This is a genomic window from uncultured Amphritea sp. (assembly GCF_937127095.1).
Taxonomy (GTDB): Bacteria; Pseudomonadota; Gammaproteobacteria; order Pseudomonadales; family Balneatricaceae; genus Amphritea.
The window spans coordinates 43,574-56,807 of sequence record NZ_CAKZLP010000030.1 but is presented as its reverse complement, the minus strand read 5'-3'; the positions used below and the strand labels follow the sequence as shown (position 1 = coordinate 56,807).

Annotated in this window: 9 protein-coding genes; 2 read left to right on the top strand and 7 right to left on the bottom strand. The window is 47.2% G+C overall.

Annotated features, from left to right (window positions below; translation table 11 throughout):
- The first annotated feature begins 386 nt into the window (after positions 1–386).
- Both Q0499_RS07360 and Q0499_RS07355 read left to right on the top strand, forming a co-directional pair.
- The gene (locus Q0499_RS07360) at positions 387–3,314 is read left to right on the top strand and encodes a chemotaxis protein CheB (protein ID WP_299197799.1); all 2,928 of its coding nucleotides are present in this window, start codon (positions 387–389) and stop codon (positions 3,312–3,314) included.
- A gap of 21 nt (positions 3,315–3,335) precedes the next feature.
- Positions 3,336–5,552: an EAL domain-containing protein gene (locus tag Q0499_RS07355; RefSeq protein ID WP_299197797.1), complete on the top strand. Its 2,217-nt coding sequence runs from the start codon at positions 3,336–3,338 to the stop codon at positions 5,550–5,552.
- Positions 5,553–5,603: 51 nt separating this feature from the next.
- Here the strand turns inward: Q0499_RS07355 and Q0499_RS07350 are convergent, their stop codons facing one another.
- From Q0499_RS07350 to Q0499_RS07320, 7 genes are all read right to left on the bottom strand, one after another.
- Positions 5,604–6,059, bottom strand: coding sequence for a TerB family tellurite resistance protein (locus Q0499_RS07350; RefSeq protein WP_299197795.1), 456 nt, complete (start codon positions 6,057–6,059; stop codon positions 5,604–5,606).
- Positions 6,060–6,189: 130 nt separating this feature from the next.
- The gene (locus Q0499_RS07345) at positions 6,190–7,152 is read right to left on the bottom strand and encodes a 2-oxoglutarate and iron-dependent oxygenase domain-containing protein (protein WP_299197793.1); all 963 of its coding nucleotides are present in this window, start codon (positions 7,150–7,152) and stop codon (positions 6,190–6,192) included.
- A 92-nt stretch (positions 7,153–7,244) separates the two neighbouring features.
- Positions 7,245–8,336 carry a BMP family ABC transporter substrate-binding protein gene (locus Q0499_RS07340; protein ID WP_299197791.1) on the bottom strand — a complete coding sequence of 364 codons (1,092 nt, stop codon included), beginning with the start codon at positions 8,334–8,336 and terminating at the stop codon, positions 7,245–7,247.
- A 257-nt stretch (positions 8,337–8,593) separates the two neighbouring features.
- Positions 8,594–9,520 (bottom strand): ABC transporter permease, encoded by a 927-nt coding sequence (locus Q0499_RS07335; protein ID WP_299197788.1) that lies wholly within the window; start codon positions 9,518–9,520, stop codon positions 8,594–8,596.
- Positions 9,521–9,524: 4 nt separating this feature from the next.
- Entirely contained in the window at positions 9,525–10,634 is a 1,110-nt protein-coding gene (locus tag Q0499_RS07330; protein ID WP_299197787.1) for an ABC transporter permease, read from the bottom strand.
- A complete protein-coding gene (locus Q0499_RS07325) occupies positions 10,631–12,178 on the bottom strand; it encodes an ABC transporter ATP-binding protein (RefSeq protein WP_299197786.1) in 1,548 nt (515 codons plus the stop codon). Before Q0499_RS07325 ends, Q0499_RS07330 begins: the two co-directional genes overlap by 4 nt.
- 343 nt (positions 12,179–12,521) lie before the next feature.
- Positions 12,522–13,169 carry a TetR/AcrR family transcriptional regulator gene (locus Q0499_RS07320; RefSeq protein WP_299197785.1) on the bottom strand — a complete coding sequence of 216 codons (648 nt, stop codon included), beginning with the start codon at positions 13,167–13,169 and terminating at the stop codon, positions 12,522–12,524.
- Positions 13,170–13,234: the final 65 nt, after the last annotated feature.

Sequence of the window (13,234 nt, the reverse complement as noted above, 5' to 3'; positions counted from 1 at the left end):
GATGGTAAGGTATTGAAATTGTTATGCTTTCACTCACTCACACAGTCGAATGAGCGCCTTTCTAGGTGTTTATTACCCTTCTAAGGGGCTATGTAATACGAAAGTGTAGATGTTGTTGATCTGAAAGCCCCTGTTTTAGGGGCTTTCTTGTTTTCATCTGTTGAATAAAGTGTGTTAATGAACCACTATTTATCGTTTAAAAATAGCAGTTTTTTTGCTTAAACCAGATTTGAAATGCTGGCAGTAGATGCTTTATGTATTTGTAGTGATCTGGCTCTATTGCTTGTAATCAACCGGAAAATTAAACTGGGCCAGCAATATACTGTAAAAAGATGGGTATATGATTGACCTGGTAGTAATCTTTTAGCTAGTAAAAAGATGTAGATATGACTTCTAAACAAAAAAGTAGTAGCCGTTATTTCGTTGGAATTGGTGCATCGGCGGGTGGTTTGGAGGCTATCAGTTCTTTTTTCAAGCATATGCCGCTAGATACTGGTCTGACCTTCATTGTCATTCAGCATTTATCGCCTGATTACAAAAGTATGATGGATGAGTTGCTATCGAAAGTGACCGCTATTCCCGTTCATGTGGTCAAAGATGGCGTTGAGGCTCTGGCAAATAATATTTATTTAATCCCTCCCCGCCAGAATATGACTATTTTCCACGGCAAGTTGTTGCTAGAAACACAGGACCGTGCAGATACGATGGTGAATCTGCCTATCGATCTTTTTTTACACTCATTAGCCGAAGATCAGAAGCATAATGCAATCGGTGTGATTCTATCAGGTACCGGCAGTGATGGTACCCGAGGCTGCCGTGCCATTAAAGAAGCCGGTGGGCTTGTCATGGCCCAGAGCGAAGCGTCTGCTAAGTTCACTGGGATGCCTAAAAATGTCGTTGCTAATGGTCTGTCAGATTTTGTGTTACCGGTTGAAGACTTGCCAGAGCAGCTATTAAATTTTGTAAAACACCCTCTGGAAGCAAAGCTTATTTCAAACGAGGTTGTACCGAAGGATACCAGCTCGCTGACTAAGCTATTCGCTATGCTGCGGCAGAAGACAAAGATTGACTTTACCTTTTATAAACCGCCGACCATCATGCGAAGAATTGATCGAAGGATGTCAATCAATCAGGCCTTCTCTATCGATGACTATGTTCAGTTTGTCAGTAATAATCCAGCTGAGTTAACGGCTCTCTACCGTGAGTTATTGATTGGTGTTACCAATTTCTATCGGGATCCTGACGTTTTCGACTCCATTCTAAATGAATATTTGCTCGATTATATCAGTAAGATGGAGGGCGATGAGCTGCGTATCTGGGTAGCAGGGTGCTCCACCGGAGAGGAAGCTTATACCTATTGCATGCTGGTTCAGGAGATCCTCGAACGACTGGATAAAACAATAGACCTGAAGTTATTTGCGACGGATATTGATCAGGAAGCGCTGAATAAAGCCAGTCAGGGCATTTACCCGGAAAGTATCGCTGCTGATTTGCCTAAGATTCTGATTAATAAGTATTTTATACGTAAGGATGATCACTATCAGATAGCCAGGCACTTACGTGAAATGGTGGTATTTGCACGACATGATCTAATCAAAGACCCGCCGTTCACAAACATGAACCTTGTGAGTTGTAGAAACCTGCTAATTTATCTACAACCTGTGTTGCAGCAACGCATCTTTGAAAGCTTTAATTTTTCTCTGAAACAGGGCGGAATGCTGGTGCTTGGCAGCAGTGAATCATTAGGCCAGGCCGAGGCTTTTTTTGAAGTCATCGATCACCGGAAAAATATATTCAGGTCTCGTGGACATCGTCGTTCACTGCTTACCTCAGAGCGATACAAGCTTCCGGAACCTCAGACAGGTATCACACAACCTGGCAGGTCTCATGCATTTGAAAATCGAAATAATGATGAGTTAAGAGTTCTCGAGTCTTATATTGATTCACTTGCTGGAGAGTTTATACCTGTAAGTTTTATTGTGAATGATTCTTTTGAGTTAATACGTGTAACCGGAAATGCAAGAAATTATCTGGCACCGCTGTCCGGGAAAGTGAGCACAGATGTAACGAAAAACCTTATAAAAGACCTGAGTGTTCCTGTTGCAACCGGTCTGACTAAAGTATTTAAAACCTCATTGGCTATGAAATTCTCCAATATCAGAATTAAAGTCGAGGGTGAAAATAAAAAAGTAAATGTCGACATCAAGCCTTTAGAGATAAGGCGTCATGTGCCGATCATGGCTGTGGTCATTATCTCAGAAGTGAAAACGTTAGATCTTAGCCCTGACAACGAGAGCATTAAATATGACGCGGATGCTGAAGTTCATCAAAGGGTTTCCGATCTGGAGCAGGAACTTCAGTTTAGTCGCGAAAATTTGCAGGCGACCATTGAAGAGTTAGAAACTTCGAATGAAGAGTTGCAGGCAACTAATGAAGAGTTGCTTGCGAGTAATGAAGAACTGCAAAGCACCAATGAAGAGCTGCAATCTGTAAATGAGGAGTTGTTTACGGTCAATGCTGAATATCAGAGTAAAATCTCAGAACTGAGTGAGTTGAACGCAGACATGGAAAACTTCATGGGTGCATCTGAACTTCTCTCTATATTCTTAGATACAAACTTGCAAATTCGACGGTTCATGCAAAGTGCTAAGCAATTATTTAATATCCTCGATCATGATATTGGCCGTCCCTTTGAGCACCTCTCTCATAGGCTACCCGGGGTAGACCTTGTGTCCATGGTGAGGCAGGTTGCTGACACTGGGTTAGCAATCTCTATGGATGTTAAAGCAGAGGATTTGAACTGGTATTTACTGCGTATTTTACCCTATAAGCTGAATCATAATGTTCATGGGGGCGTGATTATCGCCTTGCACGATATCTCTGAGCTCAAAGCATCACAAGAACATATCGCCAGAGCGAATCAGCGGAAATTGTTAGCACAAAAAATGACCCAGTCTACCTATTGGGAGATGGACCTGGCCGATAGATCCGTAAAATGGTCTGAGGGTGCCGAGGATCTGTTTGGGGTAGACATATTGCAAATTAATATAGATAACGATTTCTTAACTAAGATAATTCAACCGGATGATTCAAAAAGGGTTCAGGCAGAGATCGCTAAGATCCTTAGTGATGGACAGCCTTTTAAAACAAAGTTCTCTGTTGTAATAAATTCAGAGAATTATTTAATTGAACAGAACTGTATGATGCTGAAAAATGAGTCAGATGAAAAAACACATCTGCTCGGAGTAATTCGGCGTATTGATGAGTTGTCGTGCCCCAAAGCAAATAGTTGTGAACTCAAAGATACTGAGTAACTATTTTAGTAAAGGTTTGTTATGTTTGATGATCCGGTAGTTAAAGATTTTAAAAATATAGATTTAGATCTTCAGCGTGTATCAGAAATGAACGATGAGGAGATTATTGAAGTATTACAGAACTTATCGGTTCATCAAACAGAGTTGGAGATGCAGAATGAACAACTGCGTCTGACCCAGGAAGATCTGAAAATTAGTCAGCAACGAGCTTATCAGATCTTTTATAACGCCCCGACCGGATATGTTACGCTCGATGATCAGGGGATTGTTAAACAGTGTAATAGAAAATTTACTGAACTTGTCGATATACAAGATGTTGATGTTATCGGCCATGCCTTTATTGAGTTTCTGTCTCAGTCTGATCGTGTAACCTATAATGTTTGGAAACGTTCTTCTTCTGTCGATAAAGTACAGACGTTTCAATTTCATACTTCAAATGTAAAAGCTCTTTTTTTAAGCATCTCTATGTCTGAGTTAGTCGTCGACAAAGCGGAAAAGGTTACATTAGTCACCTGTAGCGATGTGTCTGAACTGAAAGCATCAGAAGAAGCATTAAAGATTTCCTCTATCGTTTTTGAAAACGCCAATGAAGCGGCAATGGTTGTTAATAGCAATTTTGAAATTATCAGTATCAATCCGGCGTTTACGAAAATTACCGGTTATACAAAAGAGGAGATTATTAATCAGAACCCAAGTCTGCTCAGTTCGGGTCAACATGACAGCGCTTTCTATCGGGATCTCTATAACGCCCTGAATAAAAAAGGGTGTTGGGAAGGGGAGATCTGGAACCGGAGAAAAGATGGGCAGATCTATCCAGAATGGTTATCTATCAATGTTATTACTGATCTTTATGATAATCCCTATCAGTATGTATGCGTGTTTAAAGATAATACTCAGTATAAAACTGATCAGTACATCATACATAAACAAGCGACTCATGACGCATTAACAGACCTGCCTAATCGAGTTTTATTTAATGACCGGCTTGAGCAGGCGATTTTGCATTCGATTCGAAATACCAATGAGATGGCGGTGCTATTTATTGATCTTGATGGCTTTAAGGATGTTAATGACACCCTCGGACACCACTCAGGTGACCTCTTACTAAAAGAGGTCGCTTTAAGGTTAAAGAACAGTATCAGAGAGACTGATACCGTGGCGAGATTAGGTGGTGATGAGTTCGCAATTATTCTGCTGGACATTAAAGCGCAGGAGGATATTAAAAGAACACTCTTTAATATACTCGAGATTGTGAAACATCCGTTTGTGTTATCTGATGACAGAGCCTATGTCACAGCCAGTATCGGTGTGACCCTCTATCCACATGATGGCGATAGCTCTCAAGAGCTGTTGATGAATGCTGATCAGGCCATGTATTCCGCCAAAAGAATGGGTAAAAATTGCTTCAAATTTTTTACTGAGCAGATGCAGGCTTCTGCTTCTGTAAAACATCAAATATCCAATGATTTACGCTCTGGGGATACCAGTGATTTTTATCTAAACTATCAGCCAATAGTTGATATTTTATCCGGCCAGATTGTAAAAGCGGAAGCGCTGCTTCGATGGAAGCATCCTAAGGGAGAGACCATCGGCCCCGATGTTTTTATCCCAATTGCTGAAGAAAATGGTTATATCTTAGAGTTAGGTGATTTTGTATTTGATCAGGTTACGAATGATTTGGCGTCCTGGCATAAACGCTATGGTATCAACATTCAGATTGGCGTTAATACATCCCCTATGCAGTTTAAAATTAATGCTAAGAGTGCACAGCGATGGATACAAAAGCTACTTGATCTGAATCTGTCGGGTGCAAATTTAGTGATAGAGATAACGGAAGGCTTGCTGCTTGAAAGTACTCACGTGGTGGATGAGGTATTGCTTGCGTTTCGGGATTTCGGTTTGGAGGTTGCCCTGGATGATTTTGGTACAGGTTACTCCTCCTTGGCTTACCTTAGAAAATTCGATATTGACTATCTGAAGATCGATAAGTCCTTTGTTTCACTGTTAGAAAGTGACCCGGATAGTCTCGTTTTATGCGAAGCCATTATTTTAATGGCGCATAAATTAGGCATGAAAGTGATCGCAGAGGGTGTTGAAACTGCGTTTCAGCGTGAGCAGCTCATCTCGGTTGAGTGTGACTATGGCCAGGGCTATCTGTTTTCATACCCTTTACCTAAAGATCAGTTTGAACAGCTATTGCTGAACGAGTCCACTCCTTTTTCCCCGATACAGGCATAGCCGATTCCGTTATTCTGTTTATGGTTTTGTTTCCCTTTTAACGGCACTACTTCAATTGTTTTCCACAACCCTCAGCTTGGCGGTAATAAAGTCAGTGTGTGAGACGTAGATCAGGTCGGCAATACGGCGAATCACATGCTCTTCGTAATGGTGTAGTTCACCATCCGCATAGGCAACTCGCCAGAGGTTTTGGATCAGGGCTATCTTTTCCTCCGGGGTGCACAGGTCGTTGATTTGGGAGGTGAAGCGAAAATAATCGGTCGCTTCATGCTGAGCCTTTTCTGCTTGCTTCAGAAGTTGGTCTGCGGTGGTTGGATCCAGTGAAAAACTCGATTTGAGTAATGTCAGCAGCGTCTGTTTCTCTTCCGGTTTGCGCTCATAGTCCGACAGCAGCACCTCGACCATTAGGGCTGCTGAAGCTAGCGATATTAGCTTTTTCGGATCACACTGCGAGCCGCTATCGGGCGGTAAAAAGGTGTCGAGAAAGGATTTCAGTTTTGTCATCATGTTAAATACTCCATCATGATGGTAGACAAGTGATTGATTGTATTAGTTCATAGAGGATATTAATCAGCATTCAGTATGGGGAACGACAGAGTAAGGAGAGGTGTCGCGCTTTAAACGGGAAAGGACCGCATTAAGCGGTCTCTTCGGTCCGGTAGGCGTAGGTGTTGTTAAAACAGTAGATCATCCAGTCACCGGCAGAGATCGGCTCATATTTCGGCGTTTCGCCCGCAGCGCAGCAGTTTTCTAAACAGCTGACATCGGTATCAAAGTCCGGCTCAACAAAAAAGGGCATCGAGTAACGTTCCCGTCCGCTGGGGCTGAACACCCGGTGAGCGGTAGATTTGTAACGGTCGTTACTCCAGCGCGCCATCATGTTACCGATGTTGATGACAAAAGCATCTTCGATGGGCGGCGCATCGATCCATTCACCAGTTTTATCCTGCACTTGAAGGCCGCCGGTCTCATCCTGCCAGAGGATAGTGATGCAGCCATAATCGGTATGGGTGCCAGCACCGATATGTTTTTCGCCATTCACGGGTGCTACTTCGGGGTAGTGTATAAAACGCAGCACACTTAACGGATGCTCAAATTTGTCGGCAAAAAAATCCTTGTCGATCCTCAAGGCCATCGCCAGCGCGCTGAGTACCGTTTTACCCAGTTCCAGCATATCCCGGTAATGACGCTCCATCTTTTGCTGAAAGTCGGCGGGAATCTGAGGATATTGGTTGGGGCCGTACAGGGGACGATCCGGTCCGATCAGCGGATGATCAGACGGCAGATTGAGGCCCATATCAAAGGTCTCTTTTATATCCCCCGGACGTTCCGGGTCCAGTTGTTCTGCCATCATCTTGCCATAGCCGCGATGGTTGGCTGACAGGGTGATATCAATTTTTACTTTCTCGGTTTCCGGGAGGGCAAAAAACGCTTGCGATAGTTCGTGCATCTCCTGAATCCGTTGTCTGCTGATCGGGTGTCCCTGAATATAGAAAAAACCGCTTTCCCGGCAGGCAGTATCGATCGCGTTGGCAACCTTTAGCTTTTCTGTCTCATTATCGGAATATAAGCTGGAAATGTTGATCAGAGGAATATTCATAAGAGTCTCGGGCTTCTGTAAAAAGTAGACTTCCCGTCACCAGGGGTGAGGGGAAGTCGAAGATCTATCAGAGTTAAACGATCTGTTTAGCCTTATTTAGGAATGTCGGAGGAGATACCTTCAACGTACCAGTTCATTTTTTCCAATTCTTCGTAACTCATGCGCTCGCCTTCAGCGACGACTACTTCCCCTGCTTTATTCTTGATCGGACCGGCAAATGGATACACGCTGCCATCTTTAATGCCGGCAATCAGCACTTCGGCGTGGGTGACAACTTCAGCAGGGATACTTTTATTAAACCCAGGGATAACAATTGCGCCCTCTTTCATACCCTCAACGTTTGCTTTGGGTTTCCAGGTGCCGTCCATAACGGCTTTTACTGTGTTGATGTAGTGAGGGCCCCACTCATCAACAACGGATAACAGGTGGGCGTTAGGACCAAAAGATGACATATCGGATGCCTGACCTACCGCATAAGCACCGCGGCGTTCTGCTGCTTGCATCGCCGCAGGGCTGTCGGTATGTTGCAGGATAACATCAACACCCTGATCCATCATCGCATTGGCTGCGTCGGCCTCTTTGCCTGGATCGAACCAGCTGTTCACCCAGATGATTTTGAGTTCAGCCTCTGGGTTGTATTCATTCAGTGCCAGTTGTACCGCATTGATATCGCGGATAACTTCGGGAATTGGGAACGATGCGATGTAACCGATCTTGTTGCTCTTGGTTACCTGAGAGGCGACATAACCTGCGACGTAGCGCCCTTCAAAGGTGGTGGAGATGTAGGTACCCATGTTTTTGGCGGTTTTATAGCCGGTAGCATGTTCAAATACGACGTCAGGGAACTGTTTGGCCACCTTCAGGGTTGGGTTCATAAACCCGAATGATGTCGTGAAAATCAGGTCATGGCCTGTTTTTGCCAGGTTATAAATGACCCGTTGCGCATCAGCACCTTCGGCAACGTTTTCAACATAGGTGGTTTGTACTTTATCGCCAAATTCGGCTTCAACTGATTTACGTCCCTGATCATGCTGGTATGACCAGCCGTGGTCACCGACAGGGCCCACATATACAAAGCCTACTTTGAATGGGTCGGCGGCCTGAGCTGAGAAAGTGGAGAGTGCAGAGATGCATACCCCGGCAGCAAGACCGGTAACCAGTTTGTTAAATTGACGACGTTTCATGCGTCATTCTCCTGTTGAGTCATTTGGGTGTGACGGTCGGTAAAAGTTGACCAATCGGTTAGTTGTTATTGTTTAAGCAATTTTCTGACCAATCGGTCATCTTTCAGTATTTTTTCTGTAATCTATGATACGCGTAGACGCGGGCCTCAGGTTTTTGCCTTTAGCTGACTGTAATTGATCCATAATGGTGCATTCGCCCTGAGAATGCTTTAATTAAGATCACAAAAACAGGGCGTCGCTCAGATAATTGTCTTGTCCTAACCCCTGGCATGAAACGGATTGCCAAGTGACATCGGTGCGACCAGTCGGCTGCGGGTCTGATTGCTCGATAGTATCACCAGAACCACAACCGTCGCCAGATAAGGCAGCATTGCCAGCAGGTTGGGAGAAACCGAAAAGCCCAGTCCCTGGAATACCAGGTGAAGGATGCTTGCCAGACCAAATAACCATGCACCTAACAGTACGCGTTCTGCCTTCCAGCTGGCGAATACGACCAGTGCCAGGGCGATCCAGCCGCGTCCGGCGGTCATGTTTTCTGCCCAGAGCGGCGTATACGCCAGCGACAGGTAACCGCCCGCCAGCCCCGCCATCGCGCCACCAAAGATGATTGCCAGATAGCGGGTTTTAAATACCGGAAGGCCGATAGCATTGGCCGCGTGCGGATTCTCTCCCACCGCTTTGAGTATCAGACCCGGGCGGGAATAGTTGATAAACCAGTACACCGCGCCAAACAGGATAAAGGAGAGATAGACGACCAGGTCCTGGCCAAACAGCATCCGGCCGATAATCGGCAGATCGGTCAATACCGGAATAAACACCGGGTCTAGCCCCTCAATCGGTTTGCCGACAAATTCACTACCGACAAATGCCGATAGGCCGGTACCAAAGATGGTCAGCGCCAGCCCGGTGGCAACTTGGTTAGCGCTTAGTTCCATAGTGATGAGGCCGAAAATAAGTGACATCAGGACGCCTGCAACCATCGCCAGAATAAATCCAAGCAGCAGACTGCCGGAGAGCAGTGTGACGATAAAGCCGACGACTGCGCCCATCAGCATCATGCCCTCCTGACCGAGGTTAAGCACCCCGCTTTTCTCACAGACCAACTCTCCCAGTGCCACTATAAGTAGCGGTGTGCCGGTGCGGATCATGGCGTAGAGTATGTTGGTGATCAGATCAATATCCATGTGTTTATCCTTGAGTCTCAGACGCTAACGATGGCAGGGGAGAGGAGGGGGGAACCTTTCTCGGTTTGAGTCGAATGCGGAAGGTGATCAGCACATCGCAGGCCAGCAGGTAGAACAGTAGCATCCCCTGAAACAGTCCTGTGAGTGCCAGAGGCAGGCCCAGACTGATCTGTGCCATCTCGCCACCCATGTAGAGCAGCGCCATCAGCAGACTTGCAAGCAGTATACCCACCGGGTGCAGGCGACCGAGAAATGCCACGATAATCGCGGCATAACCATAGCCGGGAGAGATCTGCGGGATCAGCTGACCAATAGGGCCGGTAACTTCGCCGACACCGGCGAGACCGGCTAAACCACCGCTGAGTAACAGGGCAAAATAGACCAGCCGTTTCTCTTTGAATCCGGATAAGCGTGCGGCACCGGCATCCATCCCCATGACCTTAATCTGAAAGCCATAAAAGCTGCGGCTCATCAATACCCAGACAGCAACAACAGCCAGCAATGCCAGTGCCATGCCAAAGTGCACCCGGGTGTCCTCAATCAATATCGGTAGCAGTGCTGAATCACCAAAGAGTGCTGATTCCGGGAAGTTAAACCCTTCCGGGTCTTTAAGTGGACCATGAACCGCCCAGAGCAGAATATTCAGAGCGATATAGTTCATCATGATGGTGGTGAGAATCTCATTGGTATTGAAACGTACTTTCAGTAATGCGGCGATACCGGACCAGAACATGCCACCCAGTACGCCGGCGATCAGCACCACGGGCAGCACCCAGAAACCCTCTGTTTCAGTCAGCTGCAGCGCGATATAACTACCGAACAGACCGCCCATTAAGAGCTGTCCTTCGGCGCCGATATTCCAGATTTTTGCTTTGAACACCACTGACAGGCCGATGGCGCAAAGTAAAATAGGGGCGGTTTTTACGCAGAGTTCAGCAATTCCGTGGGTGTCTGAAACAGGCACATAGAGAATCGTGATCAGTGCTTCAATAGGATCAACCCCCAGCAGCGTAAACAGTATCAAGCCGGTAAACATAGTTAGCAATGCCGCTAATACCGGTGACAGATACGCCATGGTGCTGGAGCGTTCACCGCGCGGTTCCAGTTTGATCATAGGGCTGCACTCCTTTCATTGGCAGGCTGTTCAAAGTCGCCAGCCATCATCCGGCCAAGCTCCTGAATCGATGACTCTGGTGTGGGTTTAATCGGTGACAGGGCGCCGTCACAGATTGCGCCGATGCGATCAGAGATGAGGAATAGTTCGTCGATATCCTCCGACACCACCAGAATCGCGGCACCCTGATCACGCAGGGTGATCAGTGCTTTATGGATCGCCGTTGCCGCACCGATATCGACCCCCCAGGTCGGATGAGCCGCAATCAGAATTTTCGGGTTTTGCATGATCTCCCGGCCGATAATGAATTTTTGCAGGTTACCACCGGAGAGGCTGTCAGCCTGGGCATGACGACCCGCTGCCTTGACCTTATACCGGTCGATAATTTCATCGGCGAAGGCTTCCGCCTTTTTCCAGGCAACCATGCCGTTATTCACCAAGCCCGTTAAGAATCCGGTCAGCAGGGCATTTTCTGTCAGGCTCATTTCGGGCACTGCGCCACGGCCAAGCCGTTCCTCGGGTACAAAGCCCAGCCCCCACTGACGACGCTGATCGGGGGGCAGGCTGCCTACCTGAGTGTCCGCAAAGCAGATGGTGTTTGCCACCGGACAGAGATGTTCGCCACTCAGGCTGGCCAGCAGTTCTTCCTGGCCATTACCTGCAACACCGGCAATCCCGACGATCTCGCCGGCATTCACGGTGAGGTTAATGTTTTTCAGATGCACGCCGAACGGGTCAGGGCTATGCAGGGTGAGGTCGTTAATGCTGAGTAGCGGGGATGTGCCCAGCCGTTTTGGATAAGTCGTGCTGACCGGGGTATCATCGCCGACCATCAGTTTAGCCATGCTGGTAGTGTCTTCTTCGGCGGGGATGCACTCACCGGAGACTCGTCCCGCGCGTAAGACGGTGGCTTTATGGCACAGGGCTTTTACTTCGTTGAGTTTATGGCTGATAAACAGAATCGAGCAGCCCTCGCTGGCCAGTTTCCGCAGGGTGATGAACAGAGTATCGACTTCCTGTGGTGTTAATACCGAAGTGGGTTCATCGAGAATCAGCAGCTTGATGTTTTGCACCAGGCAACGAACGATCTCAACTCGCTGCCGTTCGCCGACCGACAGCGTATGGATCTCCCGGTCGGGATTAATCGCCATGCCATATTTTTCCGACACGGTGCGAATTTTTATTGCCAGTGGCTCCAGTTCTCCGGCATCGTCGCCTAGCGCCAGGGCGATGTTTTCGGTGACCGTCAGGGTCTCAAACAGCGAAAAGTGCTGGAATACCATGCCGATGCCCATCTTGCGGGCATGGGCAGGATCCTTCACCTCGATGGGCAAGCCATCCCAAAGCACCTCGCCCTTATCGGGCTTTACCAACCCGTAGATGACTTTCATCAGGGTGCTTTTCCCTGCGCCGTTTTCACCCAGCAGTGCGTGAATCTCGGCCGGAGCGATATCCAGGTGGACGTCATCATTGGCTAGACATCCTGGATACTGTTTCGTAATACCGCGTAGTGTGAGTCGCGGAGGGGTGGGATTCTGCTGCACGCTGGCTACCTCGCCGATAATGAAGCTAAAAGAAAACTATACCCAAACACGGTGGTTGAGTCTTGTAGATATGGAAAGAGAAGCAAAAAACTGGCCAAGTGGTCAGTATTTGTCAGATGTCATCAGGTCTGGTGTAGATAAGTTGTGCAATCTTCACCAGTGATTCACTATCCTCAGAGTTTTGAACGGTCTGTTTGATGGTAATTTGGTTCAGCGCACCAGATCTGCTCGCTGGTAGAAAGTCTCTGCACTTTTGCGAGGCATTAAAAAACAGGGCGTGTCAGACGAGGGCATCACCATTGTGATGCCCGGAACAAGGGAGCGCCGGATTATCTCTGTCGGGTCACTTAATACCACAGCCTTTAAGAATAATGTGGGTAAGCGTGGTGATCGCCTGTTCATAGTCCTGGTTATCCAGCGATTTTTTACCCAGTGCTGACGATACCTGGAGTGCAAAGTCTGCATAGTGCTGTGTGCTCGACCAGAGCAGAAAGATGAGATGACTCGGGGCTATGCTGGCATCGAGCTTTCCCTGTTGTTGCCATTGTTCGAATACCGCAGTGCGGGATCTGAACCACTCTTCGTAGCCTTCGGTGAAATAACGGTCCAGATTGGGACCTCCGCTGATGATTTCACTGGCGAAGATACGTGAAGCCAGAGGATGGTCGCGGGAAAATTCGATCTTCTTGCGCAGATATTTGGTCAGACTGCTGGCGGCATCGTCTTCGGCCCTGAGGTTGCTCAGGGTGCTATCCCATAGATCGATTATGTCACTGAGAACGGCGAAATAGAGTCCCAGTTTATTCTTGAAGTAATAGTGAATGTTGGCTTTAGGCAGGTTGGCACGCTCAGCAATGTCGCGCATGCTGGCGCCTTTGAACCCACAGGCCGCAAACTCTTGCTCTGCAGCTGCCAGGATCTGTTGCTCGTTCTTCTGGCGGATTCGTCCGGCGGGTTTTTCGCCCGTATGTGAGCTGATGTCTAGCGGCATGAACGCGTCTCGTGTATCAAAATTTGCTGCAATTATAGCGAAAAATAATCGTCAACTGACGGCTT